This window comes from Reyranella sp. (assembly GCF_965227665.1).
In the GTDB taxonomy this organism is placed as follows: Bacteria; Pseudomonadota; Alphaproteobacteria; order Reyranellales; family Reyranellaceae; genus Reyranella.
The window spans coordinates 929148-952253 of record NZ_OZ245767.1; the positions used below are offsets into that span (position 1 = coordinate 929148).

General features: G+C 64.8%; 26 protein-coding genes. 8 read left to right on the forward strand and 18 right to left on the reverse strand.

Translation table 11 applies throughout. From position 1 onward, the window contains the following. Positions 1 to 9: 9 nt before the first annotated feature. The 10 genes from ACO07I_RS04450 to ACO07I_RS04495 all read right to left on the reverse strand — a co-directional run bounded on the left by ACO07I_RS04450 (position 10) and on the right by ACO07I_RS04495 (position 11297). A complete protein-coding gene (locus tag ACO07I_RS04450; RefSeq protein WP_422014720.1) occupies positions 10 to 1296 on the reverse strand; it encodes an ABC transporter ATP-binding protein in 1287 nt (428 codons plus the stop codon). 3 nt (positions 1297 to 1299) lie between these two features. After that, entirely contained in the window at positions 1300 to 2142 is an 843-nt protein-coding gene (locus ACO07I_RS04455; protein ID WP_422014722.1) for an ABC transporter permease, read from the reverse strand. Continuing rightward, complete coding sequence (locus ACO07I_RS04460; RefSeq protein WP_422014724.1) at positions 2139 to 3239, reverse strand: glycosyltransferase family 4 protein; 1101 nt, start codon at positions 3237 to 3239, stop codon at positions 2139 to 2141. Before ACO07I_RS04460 ends, ACO07I_RS04455 begins: the two co-directional genes overlap by 4 nt. A gap of 8 nt (positions 3240 to 3247) precedes the next feature. Further along, positions 3248 to 5083 (reverse strand): asparagine synthase (glutamine-hydrolyzing), encoded by a 1836-nt coding sequence (asnB, locus tag ACO07I_RS04465; protein WP_422014726.1) that lies wholly within the window; start codon positions 5081 to 5083, stop codon positions 3248 to 3250. Between the two features lie 15 nt (positions 5084 to 5098). After that, positions 5099 to 6412: a sugar transferase gene (locus ACO07I_RS04470; protein WP_422014728.1), complete on the reverse strand. Its 1314-nt coding sequence runs from the start codon at positions 6410 to 6412 to the stop codon at positions 5099 to 5101. A 128-nt stretch (positions 6413 to 6540) separates the two neighbouring features. Then, positions 6541 to 7974 (reverse strand): O-antigen ligase family protein, encoded by a 1434-nt coding sequence (locus tag ACO07I_RS04475; RefSeq protein ID WP_422014730.1) that lies wholly within the window; start codon positions 7972 to 7974, stop codon positions 6541 to 6543. Positions 7975 to 8033: 59 nt separating this feature from the next. After that, on the reverse strand, positions 8034 to 8759 hold the full coding sequence (locus ACO07I_RS04480; RefSeq protein ID WP_422014732.1) for a hypothetical protein: 726 nt from the start codon (positions 8757 to 8759) through the stop codon (positions 8034 to 8036). Positions 8760 to 8792: 33 nt separating this feature from the next. Continuing rightward, positions 8793 to 9788, reverse strand: a complete 996-nt coding sequence (locus tag ACO07I_RS04485) for a transglutaminase family protein (protein WP_422014734.1) — start codon at positions 9786 to 9788, stop codon at positions 8793 to 8795. Between the two features lie 60 nt (positions 9789 to 9848). After that, a complete protein-coding gene (locus tag ACO07I_RS04490; protein WP_422014736.1) occupies positions 9849 to 10646 on the reverse strand; it encodes a phosphodiesterase in 798 nt (265 codons plus the stop codon). Next, positions 10647 to 11297, reverse strand: a complete 651-nt coding sequence (locus ACO07I_RS04495; RefSeq protein ID WP_422014738.1) for a DUF2161 domain-containing phosphodiesterase — start codon at positions 11295 to 11297, stop codon at positions 10647 to 10649. Between the two features lie 46 nt (positions 11298 to 11343). Between ACO07I_RS04495 and ACO07I_RS04500 the strand changes: the two genes are divergently transcribed. The 5 genes from ACO07I_RS04500 to ACO07I_RS04520 all read left to right on the forward strand — a co-directional run bounded on the left by ACO07I_RS04500 (position 11344) and on the right by ACO07I_RS04520 (position 15663). Then, on the forward strand, positions 11344 to 12717 hold the full coding sequence (locus ACO07I_RS04500) for an amidase (RefSeq protein ID WP_422014740.1): 1374 nt from the start codon (positions 11344 to 11346) through the stop codon (positions 12715 to 12717). A 25-nt stretch (positions 12718 to 12742) separates the two neighbouring features. Continuing rightward, positions 12743 to 12997 carry a hypothetical protein gene (locus tag ACO07I_RS04505; protein WP_422014742.1) on the forward strand — a complete coding sequence of 85 codons (255 nt, stop codon included), beginning with the start codon at positions 12743 to 12745 and terminating at the stop codon, positions 12995 to 12997. 62 nt (positions 12998 to 13059) lie between these two features. Next, complete coding sequence (locus ACO07I_RS04510; protein ID WP_422014744.1) at positions 13060 to 14268, forward strand: winged helix-turn-helix domain-containing protein; 1209 nt, start codon at positions 13060 to 13062, stop codon at positions 14266 to 14268. Positions 14269 to 14293: 25 nt separating this feature from the next. Further along, complete coding sequence (locus tag ACO07I_RS04515) at positions 14294 to 15421, forward strand: amidohydrolase/deacetylase family metallohydrolase (protein WP_422014746.1); 1128 nt, start codon at positions 14294 to 14296, stop codon at positions 15419 to 15421. Between the two features lie 5 nt (positions 15422 to 15426). After that, entirely contained in the window at positions 15427 to 15663 is a 237-nt protein-coding gene (locus ACO07I_RS04520; RefSeq protein ID WP_422014748.1) for a hypothetical protein, read from the forward strand. A gap of 176 nt (positions 15664 to 15839) precedes the next feature. Here the strand turns inward: ACO07I_RS04520 and egtD are convergent, their stop codons facing one another. Both egtD and egtB read right to left on the reverse strand, forming a co-directional pair. Then, the gene (gene egtD / locus ACO07I_RS04525; protein ID WP_422014750.1) at positions 15840 to 16799 is read right to left on the reverse strand and encodes an L-histidine N(alpha)-methyltransferase; all 960 of its coding nucleotides are present in this window, start codon (positions 16797 to 16799) and stop codon (positions 15840 to 15842) included. Continuing rightward, the gene (egtB, locus tag ACO07I_RS04530; protein ID WP_422018161.1) at positions 16796 to 17965 is read right to left on the reverse strand and encodes an ergothioneine biosynthesis protein EgtB; all 1170 of its coding nucleotides are present in this window, start codon (positions 17963 to 17965) and stop codon (positions 16796 to 16798) included. The genes egtD and egtB overlap by 4 nt, the downstream gene beginning before the upstream one ends. 115 nt (positions 17966 to 18080) lie before the next feature. Here egtB and ACO07I_RS04535 point away from each other — a divergent pair, with 115 nt between their 5' ends. Beyond that, on the forward strand, positions 18081 to 18980 hold the full coding sequence (locus ACO07I_RS04535; protein ID WP_422014752.1) for a hypothetical protein: 900 nt from the start codon (positions 18081 to 18083) through the stop codon (positions 18978 to 18980). Here the strand turns inward: ACO07I_RS04535 and ACO07I_RS04540 are convergent. Continuing rightward, positions 18977 to 19144: a DUF1328 domain-containing protein gene (locus tag ACO07I_RS04540; RefSeq protein WP_422014754.1), complete on the reverse strand. Its 168-nt coding sequence runs from the start codon at positions 19142 to 19144 to the stop codon at positions 18977 to 18979. The two genes, ACO07I_RS04535 and ACO07I_RS04540, sit on opposite strands and share 4 nt — an antisense overlap. Positions 19145 to 19274: 130 nt before the next feature. Between ACO07I_RS04540 and ACO07I_RS04545 the strand changes: the two genes are divergently transcribed. Further along, entirely contained in the window at positions 19275 to 19403 is a 129-nt protein-coding gene (locus ACO07I_RS04545; protein WP_422014756.1) for a hypothetical protein, read from the forward strand. A gap of 24 nt (positions 19404 to 19427) precedes the next feature. Beyond that, positions 19428 to 19811 carry a DUF2177 family protein gene (locus tag ACO07I_RS04550; RefSeq protein WP_422014758.1) on the forward strand — a complete coding sequence of 128 codons (384 nt, stop codon included), beginning with the start codon at positions 19428 to 19430 and terminating at the stop codon, positions 19809 to 19811. On the opposite strand, the gene ACO07I_RS04555 is transcribed toward ACO07I_RS04550, so the two are convergent. From ACO07I_RS04555 to ACO07I_RS04575, 5 genes are all read right to left on the reverse strand, one after another. Next, positions 19812 to 20081 carry a GNAT family N-acetyltransferase gene (locus ACO07I_RS04555; RefSeq protein ID WP_422014760.1) on the reverse strand — a complete coding sequence of 90 codons (270 nt, stop codon included), beginning with the start codon at positions 20079 to 20081 and terminating at the stop codon, positions 19812 to 19814. Positions 20082 to 20167: 86 nt separating this feature from the next. Next, positions 20168 to 21739, reverse strand: coding sequence for an ABC transporter substrate-binding protein (locus ACO07I_RS04560; protein ID WP_422014762.1), 1572 nt, complete (start codon positions 21737 to 21739; stop codon positions 20168 to 20170). A gap of 120 nt (positions 21740 to 21859) precedes the next feature. After that, positions 21860 to 22468: a hypothetical protein gene (locus ACO07I_RS04565; protein WP_422014764.1), complete on the reverse strand. Its 609-nt coding sequence runs from the start codon at positions 22466 to 22468 to the stop codon at positions 21860 to 21862. 11 nt (positions 22469 to 22479) lie between these two features. Continuing rightward, positions 22480 to 22803 (reverse strand): CsbD family protein, encoded by a 324-nt coding sequence (locus ACO07I_RS04570; protein WP_422014766.1) that lies wholly within the window; start codon positions 22801 to 22803, stop codon positions 22480 to 22482. An 83-nt stretch (positions 22804 to 22886) separates the two neighbouring features. Further along, entirely contained in the window at positions 22887 to 23036 is a 150-nt protein-coding gene (locus tag ACO07I_RS04575) for a hypothetical protein (RefSeq protein WP_422014768.1), read from the reverse strand. Between the last annotated feature and the right edge of the window lie 70 nt (positions 23037 to 23106).

Genomic DNA, 23106 nt, shown 5'->3' on the forward strand with positions numbered 1-23106 from the left:
GATCGGCGGTCAGCCTAGCTCCGGCGATTTCGGCTCGATGCGGAGCGGCGAGGCGAGTTGCATCGCAATGATGCCTTGCCCGAGACTCTGCTTGAAGTCGTAGGCGATGCCGCCCGGGCTCGAAGCCGCAACGCTGAAGGGAATTGCGTTGGCGACCGCGTGGTCGACGACGATGGTGAGCGAATTCGTCGAAAGGTCGAAGCTGTACTCGCCCGAAGCCAGGAACAGCGGCTGGAGACTTAGCGTGCAAACATGGCGCCCGCGGTTCGGCAGCGGCCTCTGGGAGAATATGGTCGAAGAATAGAACCCCACGGGCAGGTTGTTTGCGTCGCGAAGCTGCAGCTCGAGCGCCAGCCCAGGCATGTCCGAGGTTTCGACTTCGATCCGAAGATTGAAGGGCGTTCCCGGCTCATAGAATTCGGTGGGCAGCCCCTGTGCGTCGAGCAGTTCGGCAGAGAGGATCGCCGAATGGTGACCGCGTCCCCAGTCCCGCTCCACCTTGCCCTTGCTCAAGGAAGCCGAATACCGGGCAATAGCGCTGTCGATCGCGCCGTCGAAGATGACCTTTCCTCCCTTCATGACGATGCCGCGCCGGGTGAGTGCCGCCACCGCTGCGAGATTGTGGCTGACGAACAGTACGGTCCGTCCGGCGCTCGCAACCGCGGACATGCGGTCCATGCAGCGCTTCTGGAACTCCGCGTCGCCGACCGCCAGCACCTCGTCGACGAACAGGATTTCGGTTTCGAGGTGGGCCGCCACGGAGAAGGCGAGCCGCATGTACATGCCGACGGAGTAGCGCTTGACGGGCGTGTCGATGAACTTCTCGACGCCGGAGAAGTCGACGATCTCGTCGAAGCGCGCCAGAACCTCCTGCCGCGTCATTCCGAGAATGGCGCCGTTCAGGAAGATGTTCTCACGCCCCGTCAGCTCCTGGTGGAAACCGGTGCCGACCTCGAGGAGGCTGGCGACCCGTCCGTTGAGCTCGACGCGCCCCAGCGTTGGCTCGAGGATGCGCGACAGGATCTTGAGCAGGGTGGTCTTGCCGGCTCCGTTATGGCCGATGATGCTGACGACTTCCCCGCGCTTGATCTCGAAATCGACGTCGCGCAGCGCCCAGAATTCCTCGATCTCGTCGCCTTCGATGACGGCTCGACCGCGCAGCATGTCCGCGCCGCGACGCACCAGGCTCCGGGCGCTGCGTACCAGCGCCTCACCCAGGATCGCGGAGTACTCGCGCTTATGCCCGATGATGAATTTCTTGCCGAGTTTCTCGGCGCGGATGACGACGTCGGACATGGCTCAGATCAGATCGGCGAAGCCGCGCTCGGTGCGGCGGAACGTGTGAATGCCCAGCCAGAGCATCCCGCCGGCCACCATCATGCTGACGGCAAAACCCGGCAGATGCAGCGGGCTGGCCCCACCGAGAATGGCCCAGCGAAAGCCGTCGATCACACCCACCATGGGGTTCATGCTGTAGAGAAGCTGCCACTCCGGTGGCACAACTTTGGCGGAGAAGCCGACCGGCGAGACATAGAGCCCAATCTGCACGACGAAGGGGATGACGAAACGGAAGTCGCGATACTTGACGATCGTCGCAGCCGCCCAGAGCGCCGGGCCGAGGGCCACCAGCAGCGCCAGCACGACAAACACAGGCAGCAGCAGGATGTGCCAGTCGGGCATCATTCCATACCACGCCATGACGCCTGCCAGGATGAAGAGACTGACACCGAAGTCCACCAGAGCGACCATCACCGTGGAGAGGGGAATGATGATCCGCGGAAAGTAAACTTTGCTCACGAGTTGCGAATTCGTGAGCACACTGTTGGACGCGTCGGTCAGGATCGAGGTCGCAAGTGTCCAGGGAAGCAGGCCAGCGAAGACCAGGACCGCATAAGGCGCGTTACCCTCGGTCGGCAGCTTTGCCAACTGGCCGAATACCACCGTGAAGACGACCATCGTCATGAACGGCCGGACGAAGGCCCAGGCCACACCGATCACCGTCTGCTTGTAGCGCACCGAGACGTCGCGCCAGGCGAGGATGAAGAACAGCTCCCGGTAGCGCCACAGGTCGCTCCAATACTGACGGTCGGCACGTCCGGCTTCGAGGATGAGCCGCTGGGAAGGGCGATCGGTGCTAATCATAGGCCCGAAGTCATACGACGCGGTTGGGCCGTCAAGCGAGCATAGAGTGCGCGCGCGGCGGCGGCAAAATGGGCGCGTCGATAGGGCTCGACGGCCGCCGGATCGGCTCGGCCCCGGTGCAGTTGTTGCACGATCGCCGCCAGCAGCGCGGGCCGGTCGGCCGGATCGACAATGGTGCCGACTCGCTCGTCTGGAATGGCATCGGCAGAGCCACCGCCTTTGCCGCCCACGACCCGCAGACCGCAGGCAGCCGCCTCGAGGTAGACGATCCCGAAGCCCTCTTCCGTGCTCGGCATCACGTAGAGATCCGCCAGACGATAGAGATCGGGAAGGTCGGCATCGGGCACGAAGCCGAGGAAGCGCACGGCGCCAGGTGCCCTCTGTTCGGCGATCGCCGCGAGGCGAGGCCTGTCATCGCCGTCTCCTGCGACGAGGTGGACCAGGTCGGGGAACTGCGCGCGCAGATCGCCAAGAACGGCAAAGATCGCTTCATGGCCTTTGTAGCGCTCGTTCGCCGCAAGCCGCCCGACAGTCAGCAGGACAGGGCCCTTGCCGACCCCCAGCCTGTCGCGCAGCGCCGGCGATGGCGGTCCGGCGGTGAAGACGTCCTGTACCGTATCGGGTAGGACCCGCACCCGCTCGGCCGGCAGGTCGACCCAGGCCAGCAGGACGCGGCGCGTCTCGCGGCTGACGGTCGTCACCAGGTCCGCATACTCGATAAGCCGCCGCACCAAGCCACGACGGTCCTTCCACACGTCGGTGCCATGAGCTTGCACCCAGTAACGTGCACCAAACATGCGGGCGAGCAGGAAGCCCAGCGGCGCCATGAAGACGTGACCGCAGAACACGGTATCGAAGGGCCGGAAGCGCCAGGCGGCGACGATCGCCGCCAGCGAATACCTCAGGCGCCCGAAGATCGCTGGATTCTGGCGCATGCCGGGCGGCAGCCCCTTACCGCCCGCATCGCCATGGCGTGGCAGGATCAGGATCTCGGTGCGGCCTTCCGCGAGAGCCTCGAACAGGTCCTGATTGTAGCGCGCGATGCCGCCGCGCGCGCCATAGCAGTCGCCGACGAGAGCCAGGATGCGAGACCCCATCGTGTCGCTCATGCCACGGCAGGCCCGGCCCAGCCGGCACGCCAGACCTCGCGTGCCCATGCCCGCGACGCCGCCGAAAGATCGATGCCCTGCTGCGGCGGCGCACCACTCGCCTCGCGCAGCCATCGACCGACCGGTGTCGAGAAACCGGTCTTGCGCCGGTGACGGACCTCATCCGGGAGCGGCGGTGCGGGGACATTGGCAAGCGCGTCCTTGGCATTCACGCCGGCCAGCATCGGTCCCGCGGGCAACGCGGACAGGAAGAAGGCGTCGACGAACGGCACCCGAATCTCGACGCCATGAGCCATTCCCGCCCAGTCCGCATCGCGCAGAAGCTGGTTGCGCATGTATAGCGACGTCTCGAGCGCAGCCACCCGGTCGAAGTCGCCGAGCGCATGGCCGGTCCTGATCGCCGCAGCGATGCGGCCGAGCGGCGCCAGTCGACGCATCCCCTCCTCAACAAGCGCGGGATCGAGCACCTCGTCGAGTTCCCATGGCATGTACACGCCGCGCCGCAGAAGATAGGCACCCGACCAGCTGCCACCATACTGCAGGAGGCCGGCGGCCTTGGGATGCAGACGCAACCCGGCAGCCATCGCCGCCGAGAGACCACGCCGCAGCAGCGCCCCAAGACCCGGAACCCAGGACACCGGCCGCAGCCAGTGAACGCTGCGCGGCACGTCGGTGAAGGATGGGTAGCCCCCAAAGCACTCATCGGCGCCCAGTCCACTCAGCGCGACCTTGATCCCGGCTTCTCGCGCGGCTTTGGCGACAAACCAAGTGTTGATTCCGTCCACCGTCGGCAGGTCCATCGCGTCCAGCAAGGCGGGCAGATCGCGCTCGAACTCTGCCCGGCCGACGGTCCGCACGATATGGCGCGCGCCGTATTGCGCCGCGACCTTCGCCGCCAGCGGCGCCTCGTCGAGCGGCTGTCCCTCGAACTCCTGGAACCCCAAGGTCACGGCGGTGATGTCGCGTACACCGAGCGCGCTCATCGTTCCGAGCAGCGCACCGGAATCGATGCCGGCCGACAGGAATACCGCGACCGGTACGTCTGCAATGAGATGATGCCGAACGGAATCGCGCACCGCCTCGACGATGCGCGCGCGCGCGTCCTCCGCCCTGCCCGTCGATGCCGATCGCTCAGTCAGCGCGGTCGCGACGTCGTAGTAGCGCTGCGGGATACCGGGGCCGGTGGCGTCCACGGTGAGCGTGGTTCCGGCCGGCAGCGACTGGATGCTGCGCCATACCGTGAAGGGTTCGGGCACGCTGCCGAAAAGATGGAAGCCCACGATGCCGGCAGGGTCGGGATCGCGCGACACCGCGCCGCCCGCCAGCAACGCCTTGGCCTGGGAAGCGAAGCGAAGCGTCCAGCCATCATCGGCCCAGTAGAGCGGCTTGATGCCGAGCGGATCGCGCGCGAGCAGTAGCGTCCTCTTGCCTGCATCCCACAGGCCGAAGGCGAACATGCCCCGCAGCCGGCTGACCATAGCCGCGCCGTACGCCCCGTATAGCTGCAGGAGAACCTCAGTGTCCGATTCACTGCGGAATGTGCGGCCCGCCGCCTGCAGCTCGGCGCGCAGCTCACGATAATTGTAGATCTCGCCGTTGAACGTGATGGTGAACCGGCCGTCGGCGCTGCACATCGGCTGCGCGCCCCCCTCGGACAGATCGATGATGGCCAGCCGGCGATGACCAAATCCCGTGCGGCCTTCCTCGCTCAGCCACAGGCCGCTACCATCGGGCCCACGCGATACCATGCGCTGGTTCATGCGGACGAGTTCGCCCCGGTCGACCGGCGGTGCCACGTCGAGATAGGCGTGAATCCCTGCTATGCCGCACATGATGATCGCCCGATCCTAACGCGCGCCGGTGCCGCGGAGCACCACGGCGAAGGTCCTGAGCACGATGACCAGATCGAGCCAGAGCGAGCAATGCTTCAGATAGTAGAGGTCGTATTCGAGCTTGGACCGCATCGCGTCGGCCTCGTAGGCATAACCTTGGTTGACCTGAGCCCAGCCGGTAATGCCGGGCCGCACGATGCCACGCAGGGCGAAGTACTCGATGTCGCGGACGTAGCCTTCTTCGAGCGAGGCCGCCTCGGGCCGGGGGCCGACCCAACTCATGTCGCCCTTCAGGATGTTGAAGAGCTGCGGCAACTCGTCGAGCCGGCACATCCGCAGGAAATGCCCGCTGCGCGTGATGCGCGGATCAGCGGACGTCGTGAAACTGGGCCCGGGCACACCGACGAACATGGTCCGGAACTTGATCATGCGGAAAGGCCGCCCCCGGCGGCCAATGCGCGTCTGCAGAAAGAAGACCGGCCCGGGACTGTCCAGCCGCACGATCAGCGCCACGACCGCCAGCACTGGCAGGAACAGGGGCAACAGGAGAACGGTCAGGCCCCATTCGATCGCTCGCCGGACGACCAGATACTGGCGCGACGGCAGGAGGGAGCCGAATTCGTTGGGCGACAGGCCGCTGAGCGGCGTCCGGCCCGTCATCGTCTCCACGACATATCGCCTGTCCAGCACCGGCACGCCGGCAATGGCAGCATCAGCCAGTGCCGCGAGCGTCCCCTCCTCGAGCTCACCGCCAAGGTCCGCCACGATCGCATCGACCCTAAGGCCGCGACGACGGACATCGTCGAAGTCGAGCCAACGGCATGTCGGGAGCTTCGGCATCGCGGCAATTGCGGACCGCGGGGTCACGGCGTAGTTGCGGACGAGGTAGCGCGCCCGAAGTTCGGCGATCACCGCCATCCACAGCACCGTGAGGATGCCACTTCCGAACAGCTGGACGCGCGAATAGTCGAGGCGCAGGAGGAGCAATACGGCGGCGATCAGCGCATAGGTGATGATAGCCACAGGGGCGACGTGCGCGACATTGAGGCCGGCGCCGGGAAAAGCCTCGAGCCTGCGGGCGCAATACCAGACCGTCCCGTAAGCGACGACCGTCACGAGGATCGTGAGTTCCGAAGCGTCGAAAGGGCCGATAAAGGGTTCGTCGTTCGCATAGATCGGAATCGGCAGCACGACGCAGAAAAGAAACCCCAGGGCCGCGTCGACCCAGGTTTCGATGAAGCGCTGAGGCGCCGACCGCATGCGCGGCGTGGCGGTCGTCCGGCGATCGTCGGAAGACACGCCAACCCCGGCCGTGACATCTCTTTGCACGCCGATTCCCAATATTGATTTCGAACCGCTTCCTCAGAAACGGCCAGATCCACCACTATTCTACGCGCAAATCCCCCACATGGCCTTGCGCACCCGAACTCATAATTGCATTTGAAATGCTTATTATGTCAATAGGCTTGGGGCGCCAGCCGAACCTCCACACCGTCCCTCCGACCGAACGACTGAGCCCAGCCCATACCCAGCAGTGCCGCCGTCATGAACCCAATGGCTGGTATCTGAAGGCTGAAATCGACAAGGGAGTGCAGGATGGAGACGGCAGCAGCAGAGAATGCCGCCGCAGGGAGGTAACGCCGTGAGTTCCGGCGCCTCAACGCTCCGCGGAGGCAGACACCCCAAGGCAACAACACCACCAGAAATGCCGGGATGGCCGCAATCACGCCCAGTTCCACGATGGTTTCCAGCGGCGTCGAATGGGCGACGTCATTGGGCTGAAGGCTATCGGACGGCTGCAAGAGCGCGAAGACGTCGCCGAAGCCGCCCAGCCCCCACCCCAGCCACGGCGATAGTCCAATGCCCTGGATCGCCGCGGACCAGATGCGCAGCCGCGAAGTATCGTCGGACGCTGCCGCGAATTTGGCGATCAAGGCATTGCCGGCGATGATCCCCACGATCAGGACGGCCGCACCCGCCAGCACGAACACCGCGCCCCCTCTGGTGGGCGACCTCCAGCGTCCCCTCGCCATGAGCAGGCCGAAAGCAAGCATTCCGGCGACCGAGGCGGCCGCTCCTGCGCGCGACGCCGAGATCAGCAGTCCGCCCAGCATCAGCAGCGAGCCCGACAAGAGGATGACGCGAGGTATGGTAAGCCAGTCGATGAGGCGGACCTCCTCCTCTTCGCGGTATCCGTAGGTCACAGGGTCCTTCTGACGCCCCCCTCCGAAGAGGAGGGCGAGGGCCCCCACCACGCACATGCCCATGTAACAGGCGAAGGAGTTGCTGTTCACAAAGGTACCGCCCATCAGGCAGCGGTCGCCGGAGTTGAACTCGAATTGCTTGCGCAGATAGCTGCCGAGGTAGCAGGAGTTGGTCGAAACCTGCATCGCGATGCCGTAAGTCACGACCAGCACGCCGCTTGCGACGAGCGCCACGAGCGCCCATCGGGCATTGAGGCGGTCACGACACAGCAAACGTGCGGTCAGGAAGATCAACGCACAGGTGAAGCACTTCAGCAGGGAATTGCGGGCAGCATCGGCGGCGATCGCTGGAATGGGCGCATGGGCCTCGCCCAGGATTTCGGCGGCGCGCACGAACATCCACGCGTCGGCGGTGAGCGGCGTCCACGTCGTGGTCTGCCAGATCGCAAAGCTGGCGAAGAATAACCAGCAGCACACCAGCAACAGCAGGGGGCCACGCTCCGACACGGCGATCCGAAACCCGTCGCGCGCGCCGAGGCCCAGCGCGACGGGCACCGCCATCAAGCCGAACAAAACAGAAAGCGGTGCCCAAGCCCACTCCCGGTTGGCGCCCATGGGCAAGGCGGCCACCCCTACCAGACCGAAGAACAGGAAGGCGGCCCCCCTGTCGATCACGCGACGGGCCAAGCCCCACCAATCGTGTCCGATGGGTGTGTCCCCTCCCTGTCCCCTTTCGATACCCCGCCTCATTGGGTCTTGCCCCGGCGCTCCTCCAGCAGGCGCGAGAGTTCCTCGAGCGCACCGGCTTCGTTGCGCACGTAGTAGCGCACAAAAAGCTCATCGATGGGGGTACGGATCGCGTCCGCGAACCATTCGTGACCGGGCGAAAGCTGCCAGGTCCGAGCGACGTAGCGGGCCGCCTTCTCGCGCTGGGAAACGGTCAGAACCTGCCAGTGATCGAGGATCAGTCTCAATCGCGCCGGCCAGAGGGGCAGAAGCATAGGGGCCGTGTCGATCGACATCAGCAGCGGAGCGACGGATCGCTGTGATGGTCCCTCGAGAGCCATCCTGACGGAGGCTAGCCTGAGCCATCCGATACCGCGGGCAGGATCGTTGCCCAATCCGAACGTGAGATCTGCCTGCGCGCGCAATAGCCATTCGCTGCGCTGCCGGTCGGTCGGCGAGAAACCGGGCGACAGGGCGATACCGGCCTGCAGTTCGGATCTCTGTAGATGACGACTGGCGGTGGGATCCGCTTCGACTGCTCGGTCAAGGGCGTCGATCGCCTTCAAGACTGCAGCGAGCGAGATCTTGTGGTTGAGACGGAGCGCGTTGATCGCTGCGTCCGCCTGCTGTGCTTGAAAGGCGCTCTTCGTCACCGGCCATGCGAGCCAGACGAGAAGCGCCCCGCCAAGGCCGAGCAGCGCTCGCATCAGCCCATCGATCGAAATGCCCAGAAATGCCCCCCGCATGATCGGCCACTCAACCGCTGCGGAGCTACCATGTCAAAGGGCTTGCGACGGCGGTTCCTGAGCTTCCGGTGGCGCTGCCGGCTCGGGGGACGGCAGTGGAGCCTGCGACGGTCCAGGATCCAGAGGCACTGAAGTCTCGGGGACGGGCACGGGCGAGAGCGTACGCACCTGCACGTCGACCACGGCGTTGACCGTTACGTCGGGCGGGCCGGTGAAGCTGCCCTTGATCGGCATCGCCTGCTCGGGATCGCGGGCGACCGCCACGCGGATCAGACGCTCGCTGCCGATGATGCCGTTGGTGGGGTCGAATTCCACCCAGCCGGCCCCTGGTAGATAAACCTCCATCCAGGCATGAGGATAGGCATGCGTCGTCGCCTCGCCCGGTGCCGTATCGAGCGCGGGATCGTAGAGGTAGCCGGTGATGAACCGGGCCGCGAGGCCGAGCGAGCGGCAGCATTCGATCATCAGCAGGGCATAGTCGCGACAGGTGCCGCCACCAGTCTCGAGTGTCACGGCCGGGACCTGTGTGCCGATCTCGAAACGCATGGCGTATGTCAGCTTCTCCTGGATTCCCATACAGAGCCGCTTCAACAAGCCGAACGTATCGTTGCCGCCCTCACCTTCCATGAACTGCTTGGTCCAGGTACCGACCGTCGAGTTCGGGTCGGGATAGGAGCGTTCGACGTAGCGTGCGAGATCGGGCGCCTCCTCTGAGGCATAGCTGAACGGCAAGGTGCGCGCGAATTCCTCGATCGGCGGCAGTTCCGGCGGCACGCCGAAATGCTCCAACTCTATCGTGCTGACGAGTTCGAGGAGCTGCGTCGGGCCTTCGAAGGAAGCGATGGCGATGGAATTGCCAAACGGATCGTGAATCCACCGTACCTGGGCGGCCGGTTCGATCACGAGACCGGTGTGGAGCAGCCGCAGATCATGGCTATCCCGCGGGCGGAACATCAGCCGGTGGTCTCCGAGCGCCACCGGCTCGGAATATTCGTAGCGAGTGCGGTGGACGATCTCGAGGGTACGCATCAGGGCGGGATAATGCCCGAACGCCCGACCGGTTGCACCCGTGCCGACCGATTGTTCTGATCAGGCGAACGGAAATGGCCCGGGGAACGTCCCGATCGGGACGAAGTGAGAGACAAGGCCTCTCCCCTCCTGCCAGTGATGCAAGAGCATCCCCGGCGGTTCGATGTACGAAGCGGGTCTGGCATCCGGGCGGAGCTGGAGCGCGATCGTTGTCGTGGTGGAAGGCGCCGTGCACAGTAGGGTGCCGCCAAATCGCATCTGCATGAGGCGATGGACATGGCCGCACAGGATGCGTTCGACCTGCGGATGACGCTCGATGACGGCGGCCAATCTGTGCCCCTCCCGGCAGTCATATGGATCCATGTAGGGAATACCGGTGGCGAAGGGCGGCTGATGCATCATGACGATCGTGGGCCGCTCAGGCTCTGCAGACAGAACGTCGTCCAGCCAGACCGCCGCTGCTTCGCTCATGACGCCGTGATGATGTCCCGGAAGCGTGACGTCCAAGGCGACGACACGCAGCGCACCGCGGTCGCCAACCACGTAGTCGATCGGTCCCCCGGCCGGCAGCCAGGGCTGTCCGGCGAAGGCCCGGCGAAAGGCCTCGCGCTCGTCGTGATTGCCGGGGATCGCCAGCACGGGAATGTGGAGGGCTTCGAGCAATCGCAACAGCGTCGTGTATTCATCCTCCTGGCCGTGATCCACCAGGTCGCCCGTCAGCAGCACCAGGTCGGGCCGCGGATCGAGCGCATTGACCTGCGCGATTGCTGTCGCGAACTGCGCGTTGGAATCGACCACGCCCTGGTAGAGCACACCCTCGGGATGGACATGGGGATCGGACAGCTGGGCAATCAGCATCTAGCCGGCCTTTCGGTCGAATTGCGCGAGCCCTTGCCGTCCTTTCGGCGTGATCGCATAGACACCGCGCTCCACCCTCTCGAACCAACCATATATGTCGGCCTGCAGGATCTGGGCTGCCTTGGGTGCCCGGCCAGCCTCACGCAGCGCCGCCACCTTCATCGGTCCTTTCGCCGCCAGGAGCTCGGCACAGCGCAGCGCTTCCTGCCGGTACGCCGTCATCAAGGGTGCGCGCATCGCCTGACCGCCGAGATTGGGATCGCCGACCCGGCGCGCATGCTCGCCCAACAGACGCCCCGCCTTCCGCTTGTTCGGGCGCGGTGTATAGGGAATGGGATCGAGCACCACGTCGGCCTTGCCATTGGCCACGACGATGAAACCCAGCCCCAGCCGGCGGCAGAGCTTCTTCACATTCTTCATCTGCTTGGGCCATTGGCCGACGGCGAGATAGACGAGCTCAGTGAGCGCAAGCCGGTCGACGCCCTGCAGGACCAGCCCCAGCCCGAAAGTTCGCTTCAGTTCCACGACCACGGGCGGCTCCACGCCACGGACTCCGACCACGTCGCAACCTCGCACCTCGCCCTTGACGACGTATCCCTGCCCTTCGAGGAGCACCTTCACGGGCGCATAGAGGTCGCTCTCCAACGTCATAGCGGCGCAGGCTATCATGCACCCCAGTTGGGTGAATGAGGAAAACATGACCGAGTTGCTGGATCAGGGCGCTGCCGCCATCGCCGCCGCCGTGCGGACGGGCAGGACGAAGGCCCGGGACGTGGCCGAAATGGCGATCGCCCGCGTCGAGGCGCGAAACGGTCAACTCACCGCCATCGTCGACTTCGATCCCGCCGAGGCCCGGGCCGCCGCCGATGCCGTCGACGCGAGACGAAAGCAGGGGTTCGACGGCCCGATCCTCGGCGTCCCCTATACGGTGAAAGACACGACCTGGGTCGCGGGCCGCACGGTGACTAACGGCTCGCTACTCTACAAGGACTTCAAGCCGCCGCGCGATGCGCTCGCGGTCGAGCGCCTCAAGGCCGCCGGCGGAATCTTCCTCGGCATGACCAACACGCCGGAGATGGCCGCCAAGGGTCACACCGAAAACAAGGTCTACGGCTCCTCACGCCATCCGATGAATCCCGCCCTGACACCGGGGGGGTCCTCAGGCGGCGCCGCCGCGGCGCTGGCGGCGGGCTTCTCGCCGATTGCGCTGGGGACCGATGGCGGCGGCTCCGGCCGCCGCCCCGCCTCGCATTGCGGTGTCGTCGGCCTCAAGACGTCGGCGGGCGCCATCCCTGCCCCGTTTGGATTCGGCGGCGCCTACGGCCCGCTCTATGGCGTGACGGCGCCGATGGGCCGCACGGTCGCCGACGCCAGAGTCGGCTTCGAGGTGATGGCCGGCCCCGACCGGCGCGACCCGCACTCCGTGGCGCTTCTCGACGTCCCGCCGCCCAGCGCCCCGCGCATCGCCGTGAGCCCGCGGCTCGGCCTTGGCGTTGCGGTCGATGCGGATGTCATGAAGGCGTTCGAGACGGCGGTCGCTAAGCTCCGCGCTTCCGGCTGGCGCATCGAGGAGGCGGATGTGACCTGGCCCGACGAGACGAGCGAGACCGCGTTTTCGGCCGTGAACGGAGCCGCCTCCGCCTTGCTCTACGGCGAACGGCATGCCGCCGACGGGGAGCTGTTCGGCGACAACATCGCCGCCCTCATCGAGCGCGGTCGATCCGTCCCCGGCACCGACGTCGTCGCGTCCTTTCGCTTCGCCGATGCCTGCGCACGCGCCGTCGCACAGTTCTTCACCGACTACGACTATCTCCTGACGCCGACGACGGCGTGCGTGTCGTGGCCGGTCGAACAGGTCTATCCCAGGATGATTGAGGGCAAGGAGGTCGGGCCGCGCGGCCACGCCGCCTTCACGCCCCTGTTCAATCTCGCCCTCGTGCCGGCAATCTCCGTGCCGTGCGGCAGTGGCCGCGATGGGCTCCCGGTTGGCTTGCAGATCGTCGCCCCGCGCCTGCATGACCGACCGCTGCTGGCGATGGCACAACGGGCCGAAACGGCGCTCGCCGGCTAGCAGTGCAAGCATCACGTCCAGTCCCATGCAACTTACCGAAATCCTGATCGTCGTCGGCGTCGCGTTCGTCGTGGCGGTCGCCGTCCGGGTGTTCCGCGCGCGCCAGGCCGCGCGCAATCGTGGCCCCGCCCATATCCACGAGGCATTGATGAAGCGCGCCGAGCTTCAGGCCGAGCGCAGCCCGTTCCTCAGGAAGGTCGTGAACGAATTCAAGGCGAACGGGCACGTCTCGAACCGTCAGGCCGAAGCCGTTGCCAAGGCCCTGAAGCGGCTCGAATGACCATGGACGCCGTTATCCCATGGCGGGTGTCGCCACGAGGGGATTAGGGTGGCGTCGTGTCCTTGAAATTGAAACTAGGTGCCGCGTCCGCCCGGCGAATCGCGCTGGCAGCGCAGGGCTTCAGCATCGGTCGACCTGACGGCACCGTCAACCGGGGCCATGTGAAGCGAATCATCGACCGGCTGAGCCTGCTGCAGATCGATTCGGTCAACGTGCTTGCACGGGCGCACTATCTGCCCCTGTTCTCGCGACTGGGGCGCTATGACAGCGCGCATCTCGACGGGATGGCCTGGGGCAGCAGCAGTCGCCGTGGCCTTTTCGAATTCTGGGCCCACGAGGCTTCGCTGCTGCCGCTGGCCTTGCACCCGCTGCTGCGTTGGCGCATGGCGCGCGCCCTGGAAGGCACCAGCAAAGGCACGCTGCAGCAGTTTCGTCGCGAGAAGGCCACCTACATCGAGGACGTCCGCCGGCAGGTCGAGGCGCGCGGTCCCCTCGCCGCCTCGGAACTGGCCGATGGTGGAGCGAAGCGCGGTCCCTGGTGGGGATGGAACGACGGCAAGCTCGCACTCGAATGGCTGTTCTTCGCCGGCATCGTCACCACCGCCACGCGGCGCGGCGCCTTCGAGCGGGTGTACGACCTCACCGAGCGCGTATTGCCGGCCGAGGTTCAGGCCTTGCCGACGCCCTCGACCGAGGAAGCACAGCGCCAGTTGCTGCGCCTCTCTGCCCGTGCGCTGGGCATCGCGACGGAGTTCGACCTGCGCGACTATTTCCGCCTGCCAGTTGCCGACACCAAGGCGCGCCTGGCCGAGCTCGTCGAGGCCGGCGACCTGCTGCCGGTCGAGGTCGAGGGCTGGGGCCGCCCGGCCTATCTCGACCCGGCCGCCCGCCAGCCGCGCCGGATCGAAGCGCGCGCTCTGCTCGCGCCGTTCGATCCGCTGATCTGGGAACGCGACCGCGCGGAGCGGATCTTCAATTTCTTCTATCGCATCGAAATCTACACACCGGTCGCCAAGCGCAAGCATGGCTACTACGTCCTACCCTTCCTCCTGGGCGACCGCCTGGTCGGCCGGGTCGACCTGAAGGCGGATCGGCCGAACTCGAAGCTGCTGGTGCCGGCCGCGCATCTCGAACCCGGCCTAGAGGCTCGGGACGTGGCCGTGCCGATGTTGGAGGAGCTGCGCCTGATGGCCGACTGGCTGGGCCTGGAAGGTCTCACCTTGCCGCGAGCTGGGGATCTGGGACGCGAGTGGAGTAGGATGGGCAAGTGATGTGTGTGGGAAGGAAGAAGCGAGCATGAACGATCTGGTTCTCAAGGGCGGCCGGGTGATCGATCCGTCACAGGGTATCGACCGTGTGACCGACATTGCCTTCAGCGGCGGCAAGGTCGCCGCGATCGGCGATGGCCTGTCGGGACAGGATACGCGCGACGTTGCAGGCAAGATCGTCTCGCCCGGACTCATCGACCTACACACGCATGTCTACTGGGGCGGCACGTCGCTCGGCGTCGAGGCCGAGTTGCTCGCGCGATCGGGCGGCGTCACCACCTTCATCGATGCCGGCAGCGCCGGCCCCGGCAACTTCCACGGCTTCCGCAGGCACGTGATCGAGACGTCCCCGGTCCGTATCCTCCCGTACCTCAACGTCTCCTTCCCCGGAATCTTCGCCTTCTCCAAGTCGGTAATGGTGGGCGAGAGCGCCGACATGCGCCTGCTCGATGCGCGCGAGGCCGTACGGGTGGCGCGCGAGCACAAGGACCTGGTGCTGGGCGTGAAGGTTCGCGTCGGAAAGTCGGCCAGCGGCGATTCGGGCATCATGCCGCTCGACATCGCGCTCGACGTCGCCGAGGAGACAGGGCTGCCGATGATGGCGCATCTCGACTCGCCGCCGCCCTCGCGTCACGAGGTGGTGAGCCGCCTGCGCCCGGGCGATATCCTCACCCACTGCTTCCGCCCGTTCCCCAATGCGCCGGTCCAACCGGACGGCAAGGTGCGTGACGAGATCCTGGCCGCACGCGCGCGCGGCGTGATCTTCGACATCGGCCATGGCGGCGGCTCGTTCGGATTCGGCACGACGCGCAAGATGCTGGCCGCCGGCTTCCTTCCGGACGTGATATCCTCGGACGTGCATGCGATCTCGATCGAAGGCCCGGCCTTCGACCTCCTCACAACCATGTCGAAGTTCCTCTGCCTGGGCCTCGACCTCGAGACCGTCATCAAGCTGGCCACCGCCAACGCCGCCGCAGCCATCAGGAGGCCGGACCTCGGGACCCTGAAGGTCGGCAGCGTGGGCGAGGCCACCGTGATCGATCAGGCGACCGGGACGTTCGACTATGCCGATTCGATCGGCGAAAAGCTCATTGGCGACAGGCGGCTTCTGTCGGCAGGGGTGGTTCTCGCCGGCCGCTGGTGGCATCCCCTGTAAGCCCGATGGCCGCCAATCCTCCCGCCTCGCCGTCCTGCCTGGCCCATCAGGCCGATGACGCCTACATGGGCTTCGCGACCCGCGAAGAGATCGTCCATTTTCTGAAGGACCTCCACGTCGCAACGGCCGCGAGACAGGGCAAAATGATTCGCGGGATGCTTCCGAGAATCCGCGATGATGTGCTGCACGCGGAATTGCGCTGCCGCCTCGCGACCATTGAGTCAGCCATTTCAGAGACTTAACCGCTAAAGAAATATTCTCCGACGAATCGCAACCATTCGGGATGACGCGCCGTTGGTCCTGCATGGTTGGATAATTGGTGTTGCCTCTGCCCCCGCTCAGCGACACCTCTCTCCCCGTCCAACCGATCCAAGCCCGCTCCCGACTTACGTCGGGGGCGGGCTTTCTCGTTTCGGGGCTAGGTCAGAAAGGCGACGGAGAACAGCCGGGAAGGATCGGTCCAAGAAGAGGCGACGGAGAGCCCTCCGCGTCGGGCCAGCTCCGAGATTTCGGCCTGAGCATACTTGTACGAATATTCCGTGTGAACACGTTCGCCCCGGGCGAACTGGAACCTGCGCCCCCCTACACTGACGATCTGGTCCCGCAAACTGCGGAAGTAGATTTCAATGCGCCCCGCCACCTCGTTGTAGGAGGCGTCATGCGCGAACGCCGACAGGTCGAAGTTCGCCTCGAGTTCGCGGTTCATGCGACGCAGGAGGTTCAACGTGAATTGGGCCGTGACGCCGGCCGCGTCATTGTATGCGTCGTGCAATTGCTGCGGAGTCTTCTTCAGGTCGACACCCAGCACAAGCGCGCCGTCGGCGCGCAGAAGACGCCGGGCGCGTCGCAGGAACAGGACCGCCTCCTCAGGCATCAGATTGCCGATCGTAGATCCTGGAAAGAAGCCGATGCGGCGGGCTTTGCCGATCGTATCGGGAAGCGCGTGGAGCGCCATGTAGTCTGCAGTCACCGGATCGACACGCAGTCCGGGATAGTCCTCACGCAGACGGCGCGCTGTTGCCTCGAGGTGCTGCCGCGAAATGTCGATCGGCACATAGGCGTGCAGGTCGGTCATTGCTTCGAGAAGCAGCCGGGTTTTGACGCTCGACCCGCTGCCATATTCCACCAGCGCACATCCGGGGCCGGCAAGGCGCGCGATCTCGGCAGCATGCTGGCGCAGGATCGCCGCTTCGGTGCGCGTCGGGTAGTATTCCGGCTGGTCGCAGATCTCATCGAAGAGCGCAGAGCCCCGCTCGTCATAGAGATACTTGGCCGGGATAGCACGGGGCGACGCGGCAAGCCCCGCGAGGACGTCGCGGCGGAAAGCGTCGCGGTCGGCCCGCTCGCCCTCGGCGCTCGCCAGAAGGGGCACGTTCATCGAAGATCCTCTGCGAGACGAATCCCTCCAAACATCCATCGGGCGTCGGGCGGGAAGAAGTTGCGATAGGTCGAGCGGGCATGACCGGCAGGCGTTGCTACACAGCCGCCACGCAGCACCATCTGGTTCGCCATGAACTTGCCGTTGTATTCGCCCACGGCGCCCGCGGGTTCACGATAGCCGGGATAGGCAATGTAAGGGCTGCCGGTCCATTCCCAGACCTCGCCGGTACCCTCGACGCTGTCGCCGGCAATCTCCCACTCCGCTTCGCGCGGCAGCCGCTTGCCGGCCCACTTGGCAAAGGCCGCCGCCTCGAAGGCACTGACGTGACAGACGGGCCGGGCGGGGTCGACTCGCTCCAATCCCGACAGGGTGAAAACGTGCCAGGCACCGTCCTGCTTTTCCCAGTAGAGCGGCGCCTCCCACTCTCTCTGCTTCACGCAGTCCCATCCCGCCGAAAGCCAGAATTCGGGCCGCCGATAGCCGCCATCCTCGATGAAATCGAGGTACTCGCCGCAATTCACGGGACGCATTGCCAGAGCGAAAGCGTCGAGCCAGCACCTATGGCGCGGCCCCTCGTTGTCGAAGGCGAATCCCCGGCCATCGTGACCGGTGTCGACGAGACCGCCTTCGAATTCACGCCACGATAGCGCAGGGCCGGCCTGCCTGTTGACGGGTCGCGGGCTACGATAGGCCGGCCGCAGCGGGTTCAGCGACAGGGCATGCTTTATGTCCATCAGGATCAACTCCTGATGCTGCTGCTCGTGATGGAGGCCAAGTTCCACCAGCTCATGGGCGGTATGATGCCCGCCCAGGAAGTCGAGCATCGCCGCCGTGACGTGACGGCGATATGCCATCACCTCCTGGACGCCGGGGCGCGTGATGAGGCCGCGCTGGGGACGCGGATGGCGCGGCCCCATTGCCTCGTAGTACGAGTTGAAGAGGTACTCGTAGCTCGCGTCGAAAACTCGATAACCGGATGCGTGCGGACGAAGCACGAAGGTTTCAAAGAACCAGGTCGTATGAGCGAGATGCCACTTGGTGGGACTGGCATCGGGCATCGACTGAACGGTCTGGTCCTCCGCAGAGAGGGGGGACGCCAGTTCCTCCGTACGCGACCGGACAGTCCTGAAACATGGGAGCTCGTGCGATTGCACGGCAAGCATCAACGATTTGGGCACAGTACCTCCGGGGCCGTAACGTGGGGTTGCTCAGATCGGTTGCAAGGGCGTTGCCCGGCGCTCACGCTGCAGCGTCCGCTCGTAAAGATGAGGGAAGCAAGTGCCGATTTGCGAGATCGACCCATGGCGCGTTCAATATTTCGAGAAGGCGGACTGTCCTGCAAGCGTCTTCATACCAACTGAGGATTCGGATGCCTGGACATGGAACCCGACCTATCGCTGGGTCTACGACAAGCTGACGGTCGCTATGCGCCAAGGCCTGCGAGCGGCGCCCCATGGCATCCAGCCAACGCAGTACCCGGTGTTTTCAAAGCCCATCTACAATCTGAAAGGCATGGGCGTTGGGAGTCGCGCCCTTCACTCCCCCGGCGACTATCAGGCGGCCTACCAGCCGGGCCATATGTGGATGCCGCTGCTCGAAGGAGCACATGTCAGCAGTGACGTCGCATTGATCGACGGCGCACCGCATTGGTGGGGCCACGCAAACGGCATCGCGGGTCCCGACGGAACGTTCGACTACTGGAAGGTCCATGCCGGCGCCGAACCTGAAATAGAAGCCTATGCGGGTGCCTGGTGCCGCCAGCATCTTGCAGGCTACACGGGGATGGCGAACCTGGAGACGATCGGCGGCCACATCATCGAAGTTCACCTGAGGTTCGCCGACCAGTGGCCGGATCTCTACGGCCGCGGCTGGGTCGAAGCGTTGGTCAGACTCTACGAACACGGAGATTGGACGTTCGACGACCACGTCGAGAGGGAGGCCTACAGCGTCGTCCTCTTCATGCCGCACGGGCGAACGTATCGTCACCCGCCAAACAAGCTTCTCGACCGGGTGAAGGCGCTGGCCCATGTGTCGAGCGTCCAGATCACCTTTCATGAAAACATGGCGCCGGAGCGCCATGCCATGCCGCCCGGCGGCTTCCGGGTGGCCATCGTCAACTGCTGGAATCTCGCCGCAGGACAGGAAGCGCGCGGGCTGCTGCGGGAGCACTTCGCCTAAAGGTTGCGGCGCACGAAGCCCGCGAACAAGCTGACGACGAAGAGCACAAGCGCGATCACAAACAAAATCTGTGCAATGCCCGTGGCAGTCGACGCAATACCGCCGAAACCGAAGATGCCGGCCAGCAGCGCGATCACCAGAAACATCAAAGCCCAATACAACATTTCCTCGCTCCTTCCGAGCATTGGCAGGGGTTGTGCAGGCAACGTTGGAACGCGAGCGCCGGTTCCGCCGGGCAACCCTCCCTGTCAAGGCGGCGTTGAGACCTGCAACACCTACAAACAGGAGGTATCAATGCAGCCCGATATCACGCCTACCCAAGCGAGGAGCGGCTTCGCGACCGGTCGCGTTCTGACCGTCCTCATCATTTCTGTTCTTGGTGCCGCAGGCGGCATGGGGCTGGCCTGGTACCTGCTTGGATAGTACGCTCGGCGCATGAAGACCCTGATGGCCAGTTACGCTGTCGCCTTGGGCGTACTGGCCGTCATCGACGCGCTCTGGCTCGGCGTCATTGCGCGCGAATTCTACAAGTCTCAGCTCGGCGCCATGCTCCAGGACAAGCCGATCTGGAGCGTCGCCATCCTGTTTTATCTCGTGCACGCAGCCGGGATTGCGATCTTCGCCGTTCCCCCAGCAATCACAGCCGGGACTTGGTCCAGTGCACTCCTGTACGGTGCGCTGTTCGGATTCTGCGTCTACGGGGCCTACGACTTCACCAATCTCGCGACGTTGCGCGGCTGGCCATGGGCGGTGAGTGTCGTGGACCTGACGTGGGGAACCGTGGCGACGGCAATCGCGACCGTAGTCGCCTTCATGGTGGTAAAGCCCTAGTCAGCGGCCGCGGTCGTCATACTCGGGGTGGCGACGGACGTACGCGACCACGAAACTGCAGGCGGGGACGATTTTGAAGCCCTGCTGACGAGTGTCTTCCAGCGCCGCTTTGACAACGCGCGCGCCAATACCCTTTCCCTCGTCTTCCGGCGGGACTTCCGTGTGGGTGAAGATCCGCGCGTCACCCTGCTGTCGATAAGCCGCGATCGCCACGCCATGCTCGACCGGCAACTCGTACTGTTGTTGTGCCGCGTTGTGTGTGACATCCATGAAACACCTCTTTGCGATCATAGACGGTGCGTCCATCGTTAACGAGCGCACCGTCCCGAACGGCCAACCGGCAGCGCCGGTTGCTCTTAGCGGTCGACTTCCCAGAACATCGGATAAGACGACTGGATCAGGCCCTTGAGATCGCTTCTATAGCCGGCGGGAATGGTGAACTGCCCCCACATCAGCGCCGGCACGAGTTCGTAAGCGATCACCTCGATCTCGGCTGCGATCTTCTTGCGCTCCTCGAGGGTGCCCGCCTGCGTAAATGCTTTCAGCAGATCGGGAATACGATTGTCGCACGACCAGCCGGGGAAGTCGTTGCAGGTGGCCGCCACGTAGAAGTGCGTGAGCGGCGAGAACATGTCCGTGCCGTTCGAATACACCGGGAACATCGACCACCCGTCCTTCTTGGCACGACGCGCCAGGACGGTGGGCCAGTCGCGCGGCTGCTGCTCCACGTTGAAGCCGACATCCCGCATGTTCTGGACGAGCACGCGCGAAGCGGTTTGACTGATTGATCCGGCCACCTCGAGCACAATCACCGGCTCCCCCTTGTATCCGGAAGCCTTGAGCTCGGCGCGCGCCGCCGCCAGATCGAGCTTGGCGACGCCGGCACCCGCGTCTGTCGAGAACGGGGTGCCGCACATCCAGAAGGAGCCGCAGTCCTTCGTCTGGTACTTGTCGGGCACGCCGATCGCCGTCAGCGTCGCATTCTGGTCGACAAGCTTCCACATCACCTTGCGCACCGCCGGATTGTCGAACGGCGGAGATGCGTGATTGAGGCGGAAATTGCCCTGGAACTGATGAAGCCCGCCCAGGCCGAGCAGCTTGACGGACTTTTCCTTCTCGAGAACCGGCAGCATGTCGAACGGTAGGTATTGCATGTAGTCGATCTCGCCGGCGATCAGCGCATTGGCGCCGGTCGACGAATCGGGCATCACGCGCAGGGTAAGCTGATCGATCTTCACGTTCTTTCCGCCGGTCAGAAAGTCCGGCGCTTCCTTGCGGGGAACATAGGCCGCATTGCGCTCGAGGATCATGGCGTTGCCGGGCCGCCACTGATCCTTGAGGAAGCGGAACGGCCCGGAGCCGATCGGCTCGGCAATGCGCTGGTCTGCAGGCGTCGCTGCAAGCCGGGCGGGCATCATCACCGGCAGCGGCGCATTGGGCTTTCCCAGCACCTCGAGGAGCAGCGGGAAAGGCTGCTTCAGTACGAACTTTATGGTCTTGGGATTGGACGCTTCGAGCACGGCGGTGTCGGCCATCAGCATCTTGCCCAAGGGGTCGCGAACCGACCACCGCTTGAGCGACGCGACGCAATCCTCGGCCGTGACCGGCGCGCCGTCATGCCACTTGAGCCCGTCGCGCAGGACAAAGGACCAGGTGAGCTTGTCGGGGCTGCTGTCGTAGCTTTCGACCATCTGCGGCTTGATCTCGCCCTTGTCGTTCATGGCGAACAGCATGTCGAAGACGTGCAGGCCAAACGTGCGGGTAATCGCGGCCGTGGTCGCATGGGGATCGAGGATGGTGACCTCCGATTCGAGCACGACGGTGAGCCCTTTGGCAGCCCGTGCCTCTCGCGGCCGAATGAGAGATGCACCCGCGAGGGCCACTCCGCCCGCCAGGGCCGTCCGACGCCCGAAACCGATCTTACGCATGCAAATGTTCCCTTCTTCCCCAAGCGCTACCGTAGCGAGCTTTCAAGACAAACGAAACGGGCCGGCCATCCCTTTCGGAAATGGTCGGCCCGCAATCCGCTGGTCGGAAGACGACCGCGCTTAGGCTGGCGACAGAAGCCTGCAGGTCACCCGATCGACGAAAGTCGAGACGGGAGGCCCGTATACGGGAACACCCCAGCGCTCGCCGGGGCCGGCCGGAGAAAGAACGATGCGTGTATCCTGGACCGGGCGTCCGCCATTTGTGAACACGCAGCCGACCACGGGATCGACGACATTGGCCGAGTTGTTCGTGACGTAGAGCACCGACAGCCAATTCTGCTGAGGCACCGCCTGCAGCCACGGGCTGTCAATCACGACGGCCGGCACGGAAGGTCCGGCTGTAATCGGAACGACACCCATCAGACTGCCGCGCGGACGCTGGACAACCACCTGGGTTGCCGTGAGCTGGCTGCTGGGATCGAATGCCTTGTCAGAGGGGCTGCTGGGTACAGCCGCCTGCTGCTGTGGCGTCTGGTTGTCCTTGCTCACATTCTCGGGCGTCCAGACCTTGCCGGTCCGCTCGTCCTTGAACTGCGTCATTCCACCGGCCGAGACACCGGCGTCGATCGAGCCAGGTGCTTGGGTGCCCGGCACCTGAGCGATCGCCGGACTGCCAGTTACGAGCGCAAGGACCGCGGTAGCGGCAGTTAGGGTGAGATAGCGATTCATCGCCGTCCTCCTCACATATCCTTCAGTCGGCCCTTTTCCCAGGCACCGACCTGAGCTTCGGCGGCCTCCCGGGAGATGCCATAACGGGTCTGGATCTTGCCCACGAGCTGGTCCCGGCGGCCTTCGATGGCCAAGAGATCGTCGTCAGTGAGCTCACCCCACTGCTCTTTCACAGCGCCCTTGGTTTGGCTCCAGCTTCCCTTGACCTTTTCCCACATCGTCTGCGCATCGTTCTGGGTTGTGGTCGTTTGGGCAGTCGTCTGAGACATTGCGACGAGCGGCAACGAGACGACGGCGAGAGCGGTGCATGCCGCCACGGTGGCGATGGAACGCATTCGATACCTCCTTATTGGGGCCTGTTAACGGTTGGACCCAACACGGGGTTGCCCTGCTCGATGAACGCTGCCGTTCAGTACGTTCAAATCCAAAGAGATTTCACCACGAAGGCAATCGGGATGACGATGATCATCGCTACATACAGGTCCATCAGCTCGCCTGCCAGCGGACCGTGATCGGAATGATCCTGTGTCACGATGTTCGGGTTTTCGGGTACGTGCTTGGCATCCATCATCCCCTCCACGATTGCCCCATCCTCGACAGATGAACGCCGCAAAATCGGCGAGGGTTGCAGCGTGGAC